Here is a 16,274-nt window from a genome sequence, read left to right on the forward strand (position 1 = left end):
CTTGACTGCTGGTGCTTTGTTGTACTGAAGCTACCGGACCGTGACTAGCGGACGGCGATCGGGTTGACCGGTGATCCCACGGCGCCGGTGATGGGGAGCGGCGCTGCGGTGAGCAGGAAGTCGTACGTACCGTCCGCCGCGCACGCCTCCGCCAGTCCATCCGGGTCCCACATCTCGCCGAGGAACAGGCCGAGGTTGGGGATGGCGATCTGGTGGAGCGGCTGGAAGGCACCGTCAAACTCGTTGGGACGGACCTCGAAGCCCCAGGTGTCGGTGGCGATGCCGGCGATTTCACTGCGGTGCAGCCATGGCGCCGTGCTGAAGGACAGCCCCGGGGCAGGGCCGCCGGCGTAGTCGCCCCACCCGTCGCGGCGGACCCTGGTGTACTGGCCGGTGCGGATCACCACGATGTCTCCACGGCCGACCTGTGAGCTGGACCCCTGCAGGTTAATGGTCCGCTCGAGGTGTTCCGGGGTGATGGCGAAGCCGTCCGGCAGTTCGCCGTCGTTCCTTCCCAGTTCGGGGCCGAGCGCGCGCCCGACGTCGAGCAGCACACCGCGGGTGACGATCTTGGCCGCCGCGGTTTGGATGCCGGTCACCAGGTCACCTTCAGAGGTGACCACGTCGCCTGCCGCCCGGCCGTTCCAGGCCCGGCCTTGGTCGAAGATGTGGCCGAGGCCGTCCCACTGCGTGGAGCACTGCAGCGGCATGGCGATGACATCGTCCGCGCCGCCGAAGCCGTGCGGGAAGCCCTGGTTGCCGCGCTCGGCGTCCACTCCCGTGTCGGTCATAGTGTGAACGGGGTTGGTGCGCCGGCGCCAGCCCTTCTGCGGGCCGTTGGTGTCGAACGGCTGGGACAGCGAGAAGGCCTCGCCCGTCTTCACCAGGGCGGCGGCTTCGACGCGTTTCTCTGCGTCGATGAAGTTCAGGCTGCCCAGGACGTCGTCCTGTCCCCAGCGGCCCCAGTTGTTGTGGGCCTCGGCCATTGCCCGGATGCTGCCAAGCGGATCCCCACGCCGGATCACCGGGGAATCAGTGCTGGCCGATTCCCCGGTACCGGTGGTTGCGGTGGTGTCTTGGGTGGTCACTGCTTGTCCTCGTCCATGCAATGGATGAGCTGGGTGCCGAGGCCGGTAATGGTGCCTTCCATGACGTCGCCGTCCTGGAGCAGCCTGCCCCAGTGCTGGCCGTTGCCGGCCGGGCTGCCGGTGAGGACCAGGTCACCAGGGCGTAGCGGCATGATCTGGGAGGCCTCGCTGACCAGCTTGGCCACACCGAAAATCATGTCCTGGGTGGACTCGTCCTGCATGGCCTTGCCGTTGAGCTTCAGGGTGACCTGGACGTCCTGCGGGTCGCCGAAGAACTTGGCAGGCACCAGCAGCGGTCCGGTGGGCAGGAAACCGGGCGCGTTCTTGGCCCGGTACCAGTCCGAGCCGATGGCGGGCATGTCCTTGCGGAAGACGTACTCGCGAGTCGTGATGTCGTTGACCATGGTGTAGCCGAACACGTGCTCAAGGGCTTCCTCAGGCGTGACCCGGAACGCCGTCCTGCCGATCACTGCCGCCAGTTCCAGCTCCCAGTCATGGGATTTGGAGTAGGCAGGCAGGGTGAGGTCGTCTGTGGCGGATGCGATCGCGGTCGGAAGCCCGATGAAGAAGTACGGCGTGCCCTGGCCGGCACGCTTGTCCATCATGTCCGCCGTCTTGGCGCGCACTTCTTCTTCGTCCTGGCCCGGTTCGCGGTGCGCTGCGGCGAGGTCGATGACGTGCTTGCGGTAGTTCGCGCCGGTTTGCAGCACCTGGGCGGGCTCAACCGGGGCAAGGACCTCGACGTCGGCCAGTGGCAGACCGGTGTCCCGGTTTGCCGAGGCGGCCAGGGAGTCCAGTTGGCTCTCGGTCGTGTCCCAGTGCTCGATCAGGGAGTTGATGTCCCCGTCCAGCGGCAGGACACGGTCTTCCACCAGCAGGCCCACGCGGGCCTTGCCGTCGCCGGCTTCCTGGAACCGGATCAATGCGTACTGCGTTTCGGACATGGTGCCTCAGCCCCGGCCCTGCTTGGCGTACGGGTTCAGAAGGGCTTCCTTCATCTCGGGGGAGGCGCCTTCCTCGGTGGCGGTGAAGCCCTCGGCCGGGGGGAAGGATTCGGTCATGGAGTGCGGCATGGCGCCGTTCTTGTAGAAGTTGTTGGAGCCTTCCGACGGCTTCCAGGTGCTGGCTTCCCAGTCCGGGACGTAGTTGCGGTAGCCGCCGGAGTTAAGCTCGACGCGGAGCCCGGACGGTTCCCGGAAGTAGAGGAAGTTCTGCTCGCCTACGCCGTGGATGGAGGGCCCGTATTCCATCGGGGTGCCGTTTTCCATCATGACGTCGGCGGTGCGGAGCAGGTCCTCCGTGGTGTCCACCCAGAAGGCGATGTGGTTGACGCGGCCGGGGCGGTTGGAGGTGTCCAGGACGACGCCGAGGTCGTGGGACTTTTCGTTGGTGGTCAGCACGGAGAAGACAGTGATGGGGGCTTCGTCCAGGTCAACGAAAGCCATGACGCGGAAGCCGAGGGCTTCGTTATACCACTTGGCGAAGCCGCGGACGTCCGAGGTGGCGACGGTGACGTGGTCCAGGAAGCGGGGTGCGGCGGCGTGGCTGCTGCGGCGCTCCGGGCGGTCCGGATAGGTGGATTCGAAGCCGGATTCGGCCACGAACTTTTCCACGTCGTAGAAGAGGCGCATGTGGTGGCCGTAGGGGCCGGTGAACTCGTAAGCCTTGCCGTAGCCGTGGCCGCCCGCGGTCCAGGTGCCTTGGACGCCGGTTGCTTCGATGCGCTGGGCGGCAGCTTCAAGGGCGGCCTGGGAGTTCGTGCGCCAGGCCATCCGGGCGAGCGAGGCTTCGGGTCCCTCGGTGACGACGAGGCTGTAGCGGTAGTAGTCACCCCAGCAGCGCAGGTAGACGTTGCCGTCCACGCGGTCGATGATGCGCATGCCGAACTTTTCCTCGTAGAAGCGGGCCGAGGCTTCGACATCCGGGGTGGTGATTTCGAGGTGGGCGAGATGGGAGAGGGGAGTTTCCACGCTGAAGTCCTTCTGGTTACTGGCTGCTGTCGGTTCGGTGCAGGTCCTGTAACCACAGTGAGCTACTTCATATATTTGCGGAAGGCAAACTTCCGGATAACAAGTATTGATGAGCCAAATGCCCTCGGGAGTGCAGCGTTCGCCCCCAATCCAAGGGAACCCGCCGTGTCGAAGGAGGCTGCGGCGCTACGTTCAAGCGACTATTGAAAACTTGCCGCGTATCAGGCTCACCCCGTCTTGGAATGTCGGCTCGCTAACGGGCGTGGAGTTCTCCCTTTCGCTTCTACTCATCCAGCTTGAACGCGGATATTTGCGGTTCCGTCACAGCGGAAACACACTAAACCTCCCGGCTGTCCGATTCGCTCTGCGGGTGCGGTTGGCCCCGATAGGGCAGTTAGTTCCGAGCGCATACTCGCATCACGCACTCACATCGCTTGGTATAACTGTATACAAGTATGTTTCTTCGTGGAGGTCGAGTTCGTGCCTAATGCCCCTGCCCGGAATACCGGCGCTCATGTTGCCTACGCCGAACTGAAGCGGCAGATCCTGACCCTTGAGCTGAAACCGGGGGAACGGATTTATGAACCTGCGATGGCGGCGGCCCTCGGGGTCAGCCGCACGCCGCTACGCGAAGCGGTCAGGCGCCTGATGTCCGAGAGCCTGCTGGAGCAGCAGGCCACCGGCGGTGTGCTGGTTCCGGAACTGGACGAGGCAGTGATCTCCGAACTGTATGAGGTCCGAGCCGCAATGGAATCCCTAATGGCGCGGAATGCCTGCCTCAAAGCAACCGCGGCGGACATCGAAGCGCTCCAAGGCATCCTTGCCCGGAACGCCGCCATGGTGGAGTTCGCCGACGACGCGATGCACCAAGGCATGGCGCTGCACGCAAAGATTGCCGAAATCGCCGGAAACTCGTGGGCCCGACGATTCCATGACCAGATCTCCAGCCAGATGGAGCGGTACCGGCACTTCACCAACAGCACCCAGGAACGGCGGAACCAGGCCCTCACCCAGCACCGGACGCTGGTGGACGCCGTCGCGGGCGGCGACCCGGAGAAGGCCGCCAAAACCGCCTTCGACCATGTCATGGCCGCCCGGGATGCGGCACTCCGCGTGATTTCCGGCAACGGTCTTGGCATCTCATGATTGGTGAACTCGGACGCCGCTCGGCCGCTGGCCTTCTCACGCACTCCGCGCTGATCCAGGCCGTCACGTTCCTCGTGCGCCCGGCCGCCACCTACCGCGCCCTCGAGTTGAACGTTCCCGACTTTGCCTTGGGGCTTCTGGCGGCCAGCTACGCAGTCTTTCCCCTGCTGCTCGCCGTCCCCACGGGCAGCCTGGTGGACCGCCTGGGTGAACGCCGGCTGATGGCGATCGGGTCCGGCGTCGTCCTCGCCAGCTCGTCCTTCCTGCTGCTGGGAGGATCATCGATCATAGCGCTGGTCATCGGAACCGCAATGCTGGGCGCCGGCCAGTTGGCCTGCGTTGTGGGACAGCAAGCGGTGGTAGCCAACAACGCGGCCTCGTCCCGAATGGATTCGGCATTCGGATACCTGACATTCGCGGCATCACTTGGGCAGGCGCTGGGGCCGATGGCGATTTCACTGGTGGGCGGCGCCTCAATCCGCCCCGACACCCAGGCGATCTTCCTCCTGTCCGTCTGCATGAGCCTGGCGCTTTTTGTGACTACCTTCGCGGTCTCCGTGGAGGTCAGCGGAGGCAAGAGAAGGGCTGCCGCGGCCGATGGCGGCAAAGCCAGTCCTGTTACATTGCTCAGGGCTCCCGGTGTTGCCCGGGCTTTGGCCACCAGTGCCACCGTCCTGGCAGTGGTGGACCTGATCATGGTCTACCTTCCTGCCCTGGGTACCGACCGCGGCCTGACCGCCGCAACTGTCGGGGCCATGCTCACAGTCCGGGCGGTGTTTTCCATGGTCTCCCGCCTCCTCCTGGGGCGCGTGTCGCGAAGGATCGGCCGCATGAGGTTGCTGGTGGTGAGCCTTGCCCTGTCTACGGTCGCGTTGGCGGCAGCGGCGATTCCCATGCCGGCCTGGCTGTTGTTTGTTGTCATGGCCGTTCTCGGGCTGGGCCTTGGCATCGGCCAGCCTCTCACCATGTCCTGGCTTTCGTCCCAGGCTCCAGCGGGCCAGCGTGGCCGGGCGCTTGCCCTCCGGCTGGCCGGGAACCGGGTGGGGCAGGTGGTGCTGCCGAGTACCGTCGGTGTGGTGGCAGCAGGACTCGGTGCCGCCGGAGTCTTCCTCGCCTCAGCCATTGTGGTGGGTGGAACGCTCATGCTGCTCCGGGGTGTGCGGCTGGACTAGATCCCGGTAGGGCTGGCCCGGTAGTGGAACGCCCAACAGCCTGCTGCTTCCGTTCAACCTCACTCTTGCGGAACCCCCTCGTTGCGGACCGCGGATAATGAGGATTCCGTCACGCTAGCCTCTGTTGGGCTATTTCTCTCCCCGGAAACCGACGGACAGATAGCATTCCCACAGGCCATCCGTCGCTTTGTACAGACGTGCACCGATTGCGTCCGGCCCGCAGGACTAAGCTGAGCGGCTTCCAGCTGTCCTACTGGCGGCCCGGAAGTAAATCTCTTTCTTCGATGTTTCAGACGTGCTGACGCCCTCTACCAGCAACCCACCAACGGTGACGTGCAGGATCTTGTTGCCGTGTTCCACGGGTAGTTCGCACTGAGGTTGTGAGCGCGGCCAGAGTATTGGCCTTTTTTCAGCGCTGGTCGTATCGGATTCGATTAGCAGTTTCTTCGCAAGCTGGATCATGGATGAAGCGCTCATGTTGGCGGTCACGGTGTGTCCAACCGCCGCATTGCCTTCGTTGATCAGCCCTACGCACAGGTCCACCTGACGGTGTGAGGCAGGAGAAAGCTGGCGTCCGAAGGGACGTTCTGGAGGCCATTGTCGCCGGGGCCGATCCGGATCGCCCGGTTTGGTGGGGGCGAGATGTGCGGGGGACGGGGCGTTCCGGCTCCTGTCCCCGGGGCGATGGCCCCTGTCAGAAGGCCCGGGAAGTTTGGTCCATGGGGCAGCCACGGCCGGAGAGGAACCTTCCTTGTGGTAGGTCGGGACTGCTGGCTAGCGAGCCACGAAGCTTCTTGCTCCACGAGCGGTGTGAGGCAACTCTCCATAGGGCGACCGTTGGAGCCTGCCAACGTCACCAAAAGAAAATCGTTGACAATTGACAGTCTGGAGATTTAGATTCATAGGGAATCAAAAACCCCTGCTCGGTCAGACGAATGCCCATGACCGCAACGACCGAGGTCCCCACCCACCACCACTATGAACGGACGACTCATGGCAGACACGAACTTCCGGCCGAAGTACATCTCTTTTGATATCTACGGCACACTGATCAATTGGGATACTGATTCCACAACCCGCCGGCTGCTAGCGGGCCGTTTGCCGGAAGAGCAGTGGCCTGCATTCAAGAAGGTTTTCCGCGGGTACCGTTTCGACGAGGTCTGTGGCGATTACAAGCCCTACGAGCAGATCCTTCAGGATTCTTTTGACCGGGTGTGTAAGTTTTTTGGCATTGGGCCGACCCCTGGTGCGGGCGCGGAGTTCGCTGATGCCGTGCGCGGCTTTGGTGCCCACGAGGACGTGCCGGCTCCGCTGAAGCTCATGGGCGATAACTTCAAGCTGGTGGCTCTCTCTAACGCCGATGACAGCTTCCTGGACATCAGCATTCCCAGGCTCGGCGCTGACTTCCACGCCGTGTTGACCGCTGAGCAGGCCCGGGCCTACAAGCCGCGGTACCAGGCCTTCGAGTACATGCTCGATACCCTGAACGCCAAGCCGGAGGACTTCCTGCACATCGCCTCACACACACGCTACGACATGCACCCAATGCACGACATGGGCTTCCGGAACCTCTGGGTGCTGGACCGTGGCTATGACCCCATTACCGGGGGCTACGACTACAACTCTGTTAAGTCCCTGGACGAGATCAACCAGCACCTCGGTCTCTAAACCCGGTTCCTGAGGCGAACCGGCTTTTGAAGATGAAAAGGTGATTTAGGCGACCGATGGCAAACTTGCGTGATCCCCCTGGGGAGCATTGGAAGCATGGCGCTGTGGCAGGCGTCGCGCCTGTCCGACTCCGTCACCGGGTTCGAAGCCTGTTCCCCAGCATCGTGCGCTCGGACGCCTTCCCGGAACTTTTCACCACGGACGGCCACCCTTACTCGGCGGGCTCAAAGAAGGGAGCAGGATCTACTGCCCCACAGGCTTCTCCGGCACTGGTTTCAAGAACGCCACCGGATACGGCGAGAGCGATGCGATCGAAGCCCTCGGCAAGCGATCCTGCGACGGCCTGGACTTCGTCCGGCCCGAGCGCTTCAACTTACGACAGCCGGCCACCCGAGTTTCTCCTTCAACCAAAGAAAGGGTGAGATGGGCCCCTCCTTTGATCCCACCGCACTTCGTACCGGCCCGGCACAGGCCACGGGGGCCACCGGCCAGGCCCAGGCAGTCTGGGTCAATAGCGACTCCGGGTTTATTGAGGCCGTCGCATTGGAGAGTGGACTGCTGGCAGAGCAGTCCCAGCTCGCTGACTCAACGGTTCTGGTGCTCCTTGAGCAGTTCTACGGCCTGAAGGGGAAGCTGGTCCGGATCCCCACCGAAAAGGACGAGACTTTCCGTCTCCGGAGCGGAGGTGAAACCTATCTGGTGAAAGTGTCACCCTCGGATGAGGATCCGGCGATCGTCCAGCTTCAGACGGCATGTATGGAACATTTGGAGCGCGCTGCCCCTGAACTTCCGGTCCAGCGTCTGGTCAGGAGCCTTAACGGAGAACCGCAAGTTCTCATTCCGGCGCCTGATGGGCCCTTTGACCGGGTGCTTCGGGTGATGCGGTACATGCCTGGAGATGTGCTGGCCAGCCAGACGGCGTCGGCTGGTCAGCTTCAGTTGGTGGGTTCAAGCCTTGCCCGTGTGGGCCTTGCTTTGCAGGAGTTTGATCATGCCCGTGCCGACCGGATGCTCCTGTGGGACCTGAAGCACTTTCACAGGATGCGGCCGCTGCTTGCTTACGTCGATGAGCAGCACAAACGCTCCCTGGCTGAGGACATTTTTGACCAGTTCGACGAGAAGGTGGTTCCGCTTCTCGACACGCTCACCTCTCAAGTTGTCCACGGTGATTTCAGTCCCTTCAACGTCCTGATCGACCCGGACAGGCCGGACTACGTGAGCGGGATCATCGACTTCGGAGACGTCGTGCGGACTCCTGTGATCTTCGACCTCAGCGTCACCATGGCCAACCTGCTGGGAACAGCCCCGTCCGGACCCTGGAAACACGCACTGCACGTCTTGGATGGCTATCGGAGCATCCGTCCGCTGCCTGACCAGGAGTTGGAGGCCCTGATCGTCTCAGCGCAGGCCCGTCTGCTCCTGCGGGCCCTGATCACGCAGTGGCGGGCAAGCCAGTTGCCGCAAAGGCGTGATTATCTGCTCTCCCACTCCAAGCCTGACTGGGACCGGCTCGCTTCCACAGCCGCGGCCCCTGCACCAAGACTGCCTTTCACATCCTGAACCAGACTCACAGCCTTCAAGGAGAAACCATGGACACTTCTCAAATCCGTAAGCCATCGCGTGCAATGATCAATGGCTTTGATCCAAACCGCCTTGGTGAACTCCCGGATCAGATGCAGAAGAATATTCGGCGCCGGGACAAGAGCCTCGGGCCCGGATACCGGCTTTTCTATGACACACCCCTGGAAATCGTCCGCGGCCAGGGCGTGACGTTGTTTGACCGCGACGGAAATGACTATCTCGACGTTTACAACAACGTCCCGTCTGTCGGTCACGCCCACCCGCGTGTCATAGCGGCCGTCCACGAACAGATGCAGACGCTGAACACCAACACCCGTTACGTCCAGGAATCCATCCTCGATTACTCAGAGCAGCTCCTTTCCACGTTTCCCGCCGAGCTTGGGCATGTCATGTTCACGTGCACAGGTTCGGAAGCCAACGACCTCGCCATGCGCGTCGCCAAATACGCCACCGGAAACCAAGGCATCATTGTCACCTCCGGCGCGTACCACGGACTGACAACCGAAGTAGCGTCGTTCTCACCGTCCCTGGGCAGCGGCGTGCCCCTGGGTGCGAACGTGCGGGTCATCGACGCCCCGGACTCCCTGCGATACCCATTGGATCAGGGGTCCCTGGAGGATCACCTGCGGAACCAGGTGCGTGCGGCCATCGCCGACCTTCACCGGCACGGCATCGGAGTGGCGGCCTTCATCGCCGACAGCATCTTCTCCTCCGACGGTGTCTTCGCCGGCCCTGCAGGCTTCCTGCGTCCCATCGTCGAGGAAATCCATGCTGTGGGCGGCCTGTACATCGCCGATGAGGTCCAGCCGGGCTTCGGCCGCACCGGCGAGGAATGGTGGGGCTTCCAACGCCACGGTATCGTCCCGGACATCGTGACCATAGGCAAACCCATGGGTAACGGCATCCCCGTCGCGGCAGCAATCTTCAAGCCCGAACTCCTTCAGGAGTTCGGGAAAAACATCCGCTACTTCAACACCTTCGGGGGAAATTCAGTAGCCATCGCGGCGGCTCAGGCCGTCCTGGACGTGATCCGTGAGGAATCACTCATAGACAACGCCCTCAAGGTCGGCGGAAAGATCATCACCGGACTCAAGGACCTCACCCAGGGTCTGGACCAGGTTGCAGAAGTCCGCGGAAGCGGCTTCTTTATCGGTGTCGACCTCGTCACGGACCAATCCACACTCTCACCCGCCGGAGAAGCCGCCGCTGGCATCGTGAACGCCCTCCGCCAGGACCGGATACTCATCTCGGCATGCGGCGCCCAGGGCAATGTCCTGAAACTCCGCCCCCCAATGCCTTTCTCCAGCGATGATGCCGATCGCCTGCTCGAAGCAATGGGCCGTGCCTTCACGGCACTGCGCTAGGACCCGAATGGGCCCGGCGGAATCGCACTGAACAAGCCCACTCATTCTGGGATTACACCCGCGAAACGATTTTGAAGGATTGCATCATGACCAGAAACAAAATCCAGGCGGCGACTGCGGGACTCGCTGTCCTGCTTGCCCTCACCGCGTGTGGCAGTACGGCAACAGGCACTCAAGCGACGGAAATCCCCAAGACGCAGAACACCCGTGACATCTCAGAGGGTGTCCAACCGGACGCGGCCGCGGTAGCGCTGCTGCCTGAGTCCTACAAAGCCAAGGGTGAACTGACGGTCGCGATGGACCTGAGTTCCCCGCCCACCACGTTCCTGGCCGAGGACAACGTCACCCCGATCGGCGTGAATCCGGACGTCGCCCGCCTCGTGGCCAAAAAGCTGGGGCTGAAGCTGAAGTTCGAGAACACGGCATTCGACACGATCATTCCCGGTATTGACGGCGGCCGCTACGACTTCACCGCCACCACCATGTCCGCCACCCCCGAACGGCTGCAGGTCCTGGACATGATCGACTACCTCAAAGGCGGCTCGGCCGTCGCGGTAGCCGCCGGCAACCCACTCAATCTGACCAACGACACGCTCTGCGGCAAGAACATCGCCGTGACCAAGGGCTCCACGCAGCAGCTGAAGCACCTGCCCAACGTCTCGAAATGGACCTGCGAGGAAAAGGGCAAGCCGGCCATCAACGCCGTCACGCTGCCCAACGTCCAGGAGGCACTGACGCAGCTGGACTCAAAGCGAATTGACGGCGTCTTCTACGACGCCGGTGCCCTGGCCTGGGCAGCGATCCAGCAGCCCACCCACTTCACTGTCCTATCGCCGAGGATGGATACCCGAACGAACACCAACGTCGCCATAGGACTGAAAAAGGGATCACCCCTCACACCGGCCCTGCAGAAAGCCATCCAGTCCGTTCTCGAAACCCCGGAATACAAGAAGTCACTGGACTACTGGGGCCTGGGCGAATCAGCCATCACCGAGGCCACAATCCGCTAGTGCCAGTGGGCGCGCCAATGCCCCAACTGACCAGTACGACGGAAGAAAACCACGGCCCCTGTATCAACGAATATCGGGTACCCCATAACGTCCCGGTTTTGGTCTGAACTCTCATTAAGGTTGTGCTATGAGCATCATCCCCACGGCACGTGACTACACTAAGGCTTCGGTCCTTGATGCAGTCCTTTCAGAGGCGCCTTTGACGCGGAGCAGGCTGATCGAATTGACGCGTCTGAGTCAGGCGACCGTCTCTCGGAAGGTAGACGAGCTTCGTTTTGACGGCTTCCTCGTCGAGCAGGGAGTCGATGCGGTTGTGCGCCGTGGCCGGCCTTCCACGTATCTGGATGTGCCGGGCACGGCGGGGCACATTGTCGGTATCTCTTTCGGAGCGCAAACCACTTGCGTCCTGGCAACGGACCTGAGAGGTCGCGAGGTTAGGCACCTCATTGTCCCCAGTCACGAAGGTGGGGATGCTGAAACAACTGCCAACTGGCTGGCGGACCTGGTTGCGAAGACCAGTGATTCCGCAGAGGGGCCATTGCGCCAAATCGTCGCCGCACTGCCCGGCCGTGTCCCGAATGGCGCTGGGAGGTCCGAAACGTCAGCACCACGGATGAATTTCATGGATTCTCCTCTCCAGAATTGCCTCGAGGATCGGATGAACGCTCCCGTGATCCTTGAGAGCGACGCGAGTGCGTCCCTCCGGGGGATCCTGAACGATGATGCGAGCATAGGTAACGCTGCCTTGTTCATGCTTAGTACCGTGCTGGCGTTCGCCACTTGTACTGATCATGAGATCGCCCAGGGGCGGACCCCTACTTTCGGTGGCCTCGGTGGTGTTCTCTATTCAGGCGTTGGCAGCGAAACCCTCGACGGGCTGTTAAGCACAAAGGGTCTCCTCCAATTCTCCAGAGGGCGAGGACTGGAGCTGGAGGGCATCGAAGCGCTCTGGTCCCAGCCGCAGGAAGCGGCGTCCCGCGCGGAAGTGATGGAGGCGTTTACGACGGCGATCGTCACCGCTGTCGGTGCCGTTGCAGTTACGCTGGATCCCGAGTCCGTATATTTTGTGGGGCGCCTGAGTCCGCTCGTGGACGAAGTCCTTCCCGAGACACGCAGGCGACTGGCGCAAAACCTTCCCGTCGTCCCGGAGATCAGGGTCGTGTCGCAAGAGGTTGGACTATCGGTGGCCCGTGGAGCGGCGCAAGGGGGACTGGCCCTGGCCCAATCCCGGCTCCGGGAATCGATGCTGGAGCCCAGTCGCGAGAGCCAAAAGCCCGTAGCAGGCAAGAAGTAAAGCATCTTCCTCACGCTGCCGGCCATCTGCTGAGAAAGCTTCGTTGACCCAATTACTTGCTAGGTCAGCCATTGACGTTAGGTCGAGCGAGGTCTTCGTTACGGATGAGGCCGCGCTCCAGTCGCGATATGACGGAAGGCCATTGGCCAAAGTCCGCATACGGTCGCGTTCGGGCTTGGCATTGAGGCGGTGTCGGAGATCGTGGACTGAGTCCCGAATTGACGTCCCGGAAAAGTCCGTTTACTTCTACTCTGGAGGTTCTGCTTGGAGCGCATTCTGCAGTTGACTGACCGTCTCCTGGCGGAAGGCCTCGAAGTCGCCTTCCAGGGCAAGCTCGGCGAGTTTTTCGTGCTCAACAGCGATGTCATGAAGGTCGCTGTAGGTACGGTGGTCAACCGCCAGGTACAGGCGCAGCTTGTTCTCCCACCCGTTCCACATGCTTCGCAGCGCGGCGTTTCCCGAAAATTCGTAGAAGAGCCTGTGGAAGCGAAGATGAGCGTCAATGCTGCCTGGGATGTCATTGGTGTCGGTGGCCCGGTACAGTTCCTCGACGGTTTGCTTTAGTCGAAGCTGCTCGGGACCCCGCAATGAGGGAGCCGAGAGCTCGGCAGCATAGGGCTCGACGAGGACTCGGATCGCTGCGATGTCCGCTACGTCGCGGGCACTGACTTCCACAACGAATGATCCTCGGAAGGGGACCTTTATGACCAGCCCTTCCTCCTCAAGTTTGGTGAGCGCCTCACGTAGTGGGGACCGGCTGATGCCGAGGTCCGCAGCGATGTGTGTCTCGCGCAGCTGTTCCCCTGGAGGCACAGTTCCGTCAAGTATGGCGGTACGGAGCACGCGGTAGACACCGTCCGGCGTGGTTGTCCGCTGTTCCTGCCACTCGAACTTACGGTCCATCTGCCGCCTCCCTCGTCGATTGTCGATTATACCGCCGCCTCCAGAGCCAACGTCTTCAGGACCGCCGTTGGCAGTATGTGCAATGATCTCGTTCGTCGCGGGGCTCTGCACCGGGAAAGGTAGCTGCATTGGTTGCCTCTTGCCATACGCCGTCAATGAACAGTTGGGTGTGAAGAGTGGTGGGCTCAATGAAGTGGTCATGTCACCCTTTCAGTAGTTGAGGGCAGAGAATTGGACGGAGGCCTAGCGCGTCTTGAATCGCTCGGGGCGCACGAAGTCCAGGCCGTCGAATGACTGCTTGCCGAGCGCTTCGCACGCAGCGATGTGGCCGTAGCCACTGGCATTCTTGAATCCGCCTCCGGAGAAGCCTGTGGCGCAGTAGATCCTGCTTGACTCGCTGAGCCAGCCCAGCAGCGGGTTCCGGTCCTCGGTGTAGAGGTCCGGAAAGGCGTCGGAGCGGACAATCGTCGGAATGAGGCCGGGGAAGAATTCGGTGACGGTATCGAAAGTCTCGGCGGTTTCGGCTGTCGAGAGTTCCCGGGGGAAACCATTGGGGTCGGTTGTGACCGTGCCCCTGCCGTCCAAGGTGGCTTTTACGGTGACTCCGTCAACGGCGGGCGCTCCGTCAACGGCGGGCGCTCCGTACATGGCGCGGTCCTCGTACATCCGGCTGAAAGTCGGAAACTTTTCCGGGGTGAACTGGGCTGCGTCTCGGGCAACGAACCAGGACAGGAAAACTCTGCGTGTTTCCGTATGCGCTTTCAGGTAGTCGGGCATGAGCTGCTGGGACCAACCCCCCGAGGCGATGAGAACGTGCTCGAAGGTCCAGGAGGTGTCGCCGGAGGTGACGACAACGCCGTCATTGGTTTCCCTGATGCTGCTGGCGGGAGTGTTGTTGAGGACCGTTGCTCCGTTGGCCCGTGCGGCGGCGATGGCTGCCGTTACCGCCCGGTCGGTCCGAAGAACACCGGCATTTGGGTCGAATACTGCGGAGTCGTCGGCCCTGAGGTTGTGTTGGGGGTAGCGTTCGGCCATTTCCTCCCCAGTCAGGATCTGGTGGGCGGCCCGGTTGATCCGGGTGGGTTCCAGGACGCTGCGGAGGTAGGGCCCATCGGTGGTGCCGATGGAAAGTCCACCACAACGAGTGAGGATTTCCAGTCCGGTTTCTGCTTCGAGCTCTGCCCAGAGGTTCCGTGAGCGCTCCAGGATGGGGTAGTACCCGGGGCTTCCGCGGTAAATCATGCGGAACAGCCGGGTGTCCCCGCCTACGGCGCTGCGTGCGTGTGCGGGAGTGTGTGACTCGAAGCCGACCACGGAATCGGAAAGCCGCGAGGCTTGCCAGAGTGCCATGCTTCCGATGCTGCCGAGGCCGATGACGGCAAGTTTTCCGTCCATTGCTTAGAGCACCCTGAAGTCTTCATTCATGAACAGCAGGGAATCCGCTGTTTGGCGGGCGAAGCCCATGATTCTGTCACTGATGGTTTGCATGATGGCAGCAACCTCTCCTTGTTGTGTTTGGCATCGGTGATGGCACCGACTCGAGGATCGAGAGTGACCTCTCGTACTCCGCCGCTGCGGCCTGGATCTTGGTCAGGTCTTCATGGTGTTCCCTCCGCGGGGGTTCTAGTGAAGGACCTGCGTGGCGCACTATTCGTGCAGTCCCGCGAGCCTGCTGCCGAATCTGGCCAGGAGCGAGGTCTTGGCGAGATCCTTGCGCTCTTCCCATTGATCAGCAAGACCGAAAAGCCGGCACATGCCGTGAACACCCAGCCAGCGGACGGGCTCCGGTTCCCATTTCCGTGCGCGGTAGCCAACCCAGGGAAGTGTGGTGCGCTGCGTCTTCCGTTCGAAAGCCAGTTCCGCGAGAGTTCGCCCGCCCACGTAGGCTGCCGTGACGCCGTGCCCTGCGTATCCGGTTGAAGATCCGATCCCGGACATTGGGTCCCAGTTCACCCCGCCGTTCCAGTCACGGGTGACGCCTAGGACTCCCGACCAGGCGTGGTCCACTTCGAACTGGATGCCGGGGAAGAAGGAGCGGAGCTTTGTAGAGATCAGGTCGATCGTTGACTGGGCAGTTGAACCGGCACCCCCGGTGCCGGAGCCGTAGCGGTATGGTACTCCCCGGCCGCCGATAGCGATGCGGCCGTCCGCTGTGCGTTGGGAGTAGATGAAAGTGTGTGCGGAGTCGTTAAGGCACTGCTGCCCGTTCCAGCCAATTTGCTGCCATGCCCCCTCGGACAGCGGTTTGGTCACGATCATCGAGGAATTGATCGGTATCAGCGTCCTGCTGCCAAGCAGTGGACCGGAGTATCCTTCGGTGCAGATGAACGTCTTGGCCGCGGTCATCCGCCCGTTGTCCAGGCTGAGTGTCTTGCCGTCGACGCTGCCTACCCGGCTGCGTTCGTAGATGCTCACACCCATGGAACTCACGGTGTCCGCGAGTCCGTAGACAAGTTTGGCCGGCTGGATCCGGGCGCAGTGCTTGTAGAAGAGTCCGCCGTGGACGGTGGAGATGTTGACCCGGCTTTGGAACTCGTCCCGGCCGAGCAGGTGGACCTCGTCTTCGGTCACCCCATACTTCAAGTCGGCGTCGCGCCTGGTGGCCAGCCGGCCCAGCCCTGCCTTGGTATGGGCAGCGACGAGCGCGCCACCTTTATGCTGATCCGCATCAATGCCCTCGGCCTGAAGAATATCCAGGACGGAGTCGACGCCGGCAATAAACTCCTGCTGGAAGGCCCGGCTCGCGTCCAGCCCGCCCCGGGATACGCGGGCAAACGTGGCGCGGTTTCCTGGAATCATGGCAGACAGCCAGCCGCCGTTCCGTCCGGATGCGCCGTAGCCTACCTGTTCTGCCTCGAAAACCGCGACCGAGAGTGAGGGCTCGAGCTTTTTGGCGAAGTAGGCGGCCCACAGGCCTGTGTAGCCGCCGCCGATGATGGCCAGGTCTACTGAGCCGTCGCCTGTGAAGTGGGGGTACGTGGGCCTGGTGTCCGCGAGTCCGGCCATCCAGAAGCCGACCTCTCCGTTTCGGGGTGTTGCCGCAAGGGCTTTCATTGTTGGCCTTCTTTGTTTGTGAAG

14 protein-coding genes are annotated in these 16,274 nt (G+C 62.3%); 7 read left to right on the top strand and 7 right to left on the bottom strand.

Going from position 1 to position 16,274, the window contains the following annotated elements:
* Positions 1-44: 44 nt before the first annotated feature.
* The 3 genes from ACFTSA_RS08365 to ACFTSA_RS08375 are packed head-to-tail and all read right to left on the bottom strand — an operon-like array spanning position 45 to position 3,058.
* A complete protein-coding gene (locus tag ACFTSA_RS08365) occupies positions 45-1,088 on the bottom strand; it encodes a cyclase family protein (RefSeq protein ID WP_377950808.1) in 1,044 nt (347 codons plus the stop codon).
* Positions 1,085-2,032, bottom strand: coding sequence for a fumarylacetoacetate hydrolase family protein (locus ACFTSA_RS08370; RefSeq protein WP_377950809.1), 948 nt, complete (start codon positions 2,030-2,032; stop codon positions 1,085-1,087). Before ACFTSA_RS08370 ends, ACFTSA_RS08365 begins: the two co-directional genes overlap by 4 nt.
* Positions 2,033-2,038: 6 nt before the next feature.
* A complete protein-coding gene (locus ACFTSA_RS08375) occupies positions 2,039-3,058 on the bottom strand; it encodes a VOC family protein (RefSeq protein ID WP_377950810.1) in 1,020 nt (339 codons plus the stop codon).
* A 480-nt stretch (positions 3,059-3,538) separates the two neighbouring features.
* On the opposite strand from ACFTSA_RS08375, the gene ACFTSA_RS08380 reads away from it, so the two are divergent.
* Together ACFTSA_RS08380 and ACFTSA_RS08385 are read left to right on the top strand one after the other, a co-directional pair.
* Positions 3,539-4,204, top strand: a complete 666-nt coding sequence (locus ACFTSA_RS08380) for a GntR family transcriptional regulator (RefSeq protein WP_377950811.1) — start codon at positions 3,539-3,541, stop codon at positions 4,202-4,204.
* Positions 4,201-5,376: an MFS transporter gene (locus tag ACFTSA_RS08385; protein ID WP_377950812.1), complete on the top strand. Its 1,176-nt coding sequence runs from the start codon at positions 4,201-4,203 to the stop codon at positions 5,374-5,376. The genes ACFTSA_RS08380 and ACFTSA_RS08385 overlap by 4 nt, the downstream gene beginning before the upstream one ends.
* A 225-nt stretch (positions 5,377-5,601) precedes the next feature.
* Here ACFTSA_RS08385 and ACFTSA_RS08390 read toward each other — a convergent pair whose 3' ends face one another.
* A complete protein-coding gene (locus ACFTSA_RS08390) occupies positions 5,602-5,865 on the bottom strand; it encodes a hypothetical protein (protein ID WP_377950813.1) in 264 nt (87 codons plus the stop codon).
* Between the two features lie 504 nt (positions 5,866-6,369).
* Between ACFTSA_RS08390 and ACFTSA_RS08395 the strand changes: the two genes are divergently transcribed.
* From ACFTSA_RS08395 to ACFTSA_RS08415, 5 genes are all read left to right on the top strand, one after another.
* On the top strand, positions 6,370-7,044 hold the full coding sequence (locus ACFTSA_RS08395; RefSeq protein ID WP_377950814.1) for a haloacid dehalogenase type II: 675 nt from the start codon (positions 6,370-6,372) through the stop codon (positions 7,042-7,044).
* A 423-nt stretch (positions 7,045-7,467) separates the two neighbouring features.
* Positions 7,468-8,604 carry a phosphotransferase gene (locus ACFTSA_RS08400; protein WP_377950815.1) on the top strand — a complete coding sequence of 379 codons (1,137 nt, stop codon included), beginning with the start codon at positions 7,468-7,470 and terminating at the stop codon, positions 8,602-8,604.
* A 29-nt stretch (positions 8,605-8,633) separates the two neighbouring features.
* Positions 8,634-9,989 (top strand): aspartate aminotransferase family protein, encoded by a 1,356-nt coding sequence (locus ACFTSA_RS08405; protein ID WP_377950816.1) that lies wholly within the window; start codon positions 8,634-8,636, stop codon positions 9,987-9,989.
* A gap of 86 nt (positions 9,990-10,075) precedes the next feature.
* Positions 10,076-10,999 (top strand): ABC transporter substrate-binding protein, encoded by a 924-nt coding sequence (locus ACFTSA_RS08410; protein ID WP_377950817.1) that lies wholly within the window; start codon positions 10,076-10,078, stop codon positions 10,997-10,999.
* 127 nt (positions 11,000-11,126) lie between these two features.
* Positions 11,127-12,293 (top strand): ROK family protein, encoded by a 1,167-nt coding sequence (locus ACFTSA_RS08415; protein WP_377950818.1) that lies wholly within the window; start codon positions 11,127-11,129, stop codon positions 12,291-12,293.
* 246 nt (positions 12,294-12,539) lie between these two features.
* Here the strand turns inward: ACFTSA_RS08415 and ACFTSA_RS08420 are convergent, their stop codons facing one another.
* The 3 genes from ACFTSA_RS08420 to ACFTSA_RS08430 all read right to left on the bottom strand — a co-directional run bounded on the left by ACFTSA_RS08420 (position 12,540) and on the right by ACFTSA_RS08430 (position 16,250).
* Positions 12,540-13,196 carry a GntR family transcriptional regulator gene (locus ACFTSA_RS08420; protein ID WP_377950819.1) on the bottom strand — a complete coding sequence of 219 codons (657 nt, stop codon included), beginning with the start codon at positions 13,194-13,196 and terminating at the stop codon, positions 12,540-12,542.
* A gap of 243 nt (positions 13,197-13,439) precedes the next feature.
* Complete coding sequence (locus tag ACFTSA_RS08425) at positions 13,440-14,591, bottom strand: FAD-dependent oxidoreductase (protein ID WP_377950820.1); 1,152 nt, start codon at positions 14,589-14,591, stop codon at positions 13,440-13,442.
* Positions 14,592-14,843: 252 nt separating this feature from the next.
* A complete protein-coding gene (locus tag ACFTSA_RS08430; protein ID WP_377950821.1) occupies positions 14,844-16,250 on the bottom strand; it encodes an NAD(P)/FAD-dependent oxidoreductase in 1,407 nt (468 codons plus the stop codon).
* Positions 16,251-16,274 lie beyond the last annotated feature (24 nt).

Source organism: Arthrobacter sp. NPDC057013 (genome assembly GCF_042674585.1).
Lineage (GTDB): Bacteria > Actinomycetota > Actinomycetes > Actinomycetales > Micrococcaceae > Arthrobacter.

What these genes read in the sequence shown, in the direction of transcription:
- ACFTSA_RS08370 (WP_377950809.1), bottom strand. Translation starts at nt 2,032, where the DNA reads ATGTCCGAAACGCAGTACGCATTGATCCGGTTCCAGGAAGCCGGCGAC.
- ACFTSA_RS08430 (WP_377950821.1), bottom strand. Translation starts at nt 16,250, where the DNA reads ATGAAAGCCCTTGCGGCAACACCCCGAAACGGAGAGGTCGGCTTCTGG.
- ACFTSA_RS08405 (WP_377950816.1), top strand. Translation starts at nt 8,634, where the DNA reads ATGGACACTTCTCAAATCCGTAAGCCATCGCGTGCAATGATCAATGGC.
- ACFTSA_RS08400 (WP_377950815.1), top strand. Translation starts at nt 7,468, where the DNA reads ATGGGCCCCTCCTTTGATCCCACCGCACTTCGTACCGGCCCGGCACAG.
- ACFTSA_RS08410 (WP_377950817.1), top strand. Translation starts at nt 10,076, where the DNA reads ATGACCAGAAACAAAATCCAGGCGGCGACTGCGGGACTCGCTGTCCTG.
- ACFTSA_RS08385 (WP_377950812.1), top strand. Translation starts at nt 4,201, where the DNA reads ATGATTGGTGAACTCGGACGCCGCTCGGCCGCTGGCCTTCTCACGCAC.
- ACFTSA_RS08415 (WP_377950818.1), top strand. Translation starts at nt 11,127, where the DNA reads ATGAGCATCATCCCCACGGCACGTGACTACACTAAGGCTTCGGTCCTT.
- ACFTSA_RS08425 (WP_377950820.1), bottom strand. Translation starts at nt 14,591, where the DNA reads ATGGACGGAAAACTTGCCGTCATCGGCCTCGGCAGCATCGGAAGCATG.
- ACFTSA_RS08420 (WP_377950819.1), bottom strand. Translation starts at nt 13,196, where the DNA reads ATGGACCGTAAGTTCGAGTGGCAGGAACAGCGGACAACCACGCCGGAC.
- ACFTSA_RS08395 (WP_377950814.1), top strand. Translation starts at nt 6,370, where the DNA reads ATGGCAGACACGAACTTCCGGCCGAAGTACATCTCTTTTGATATCTAC.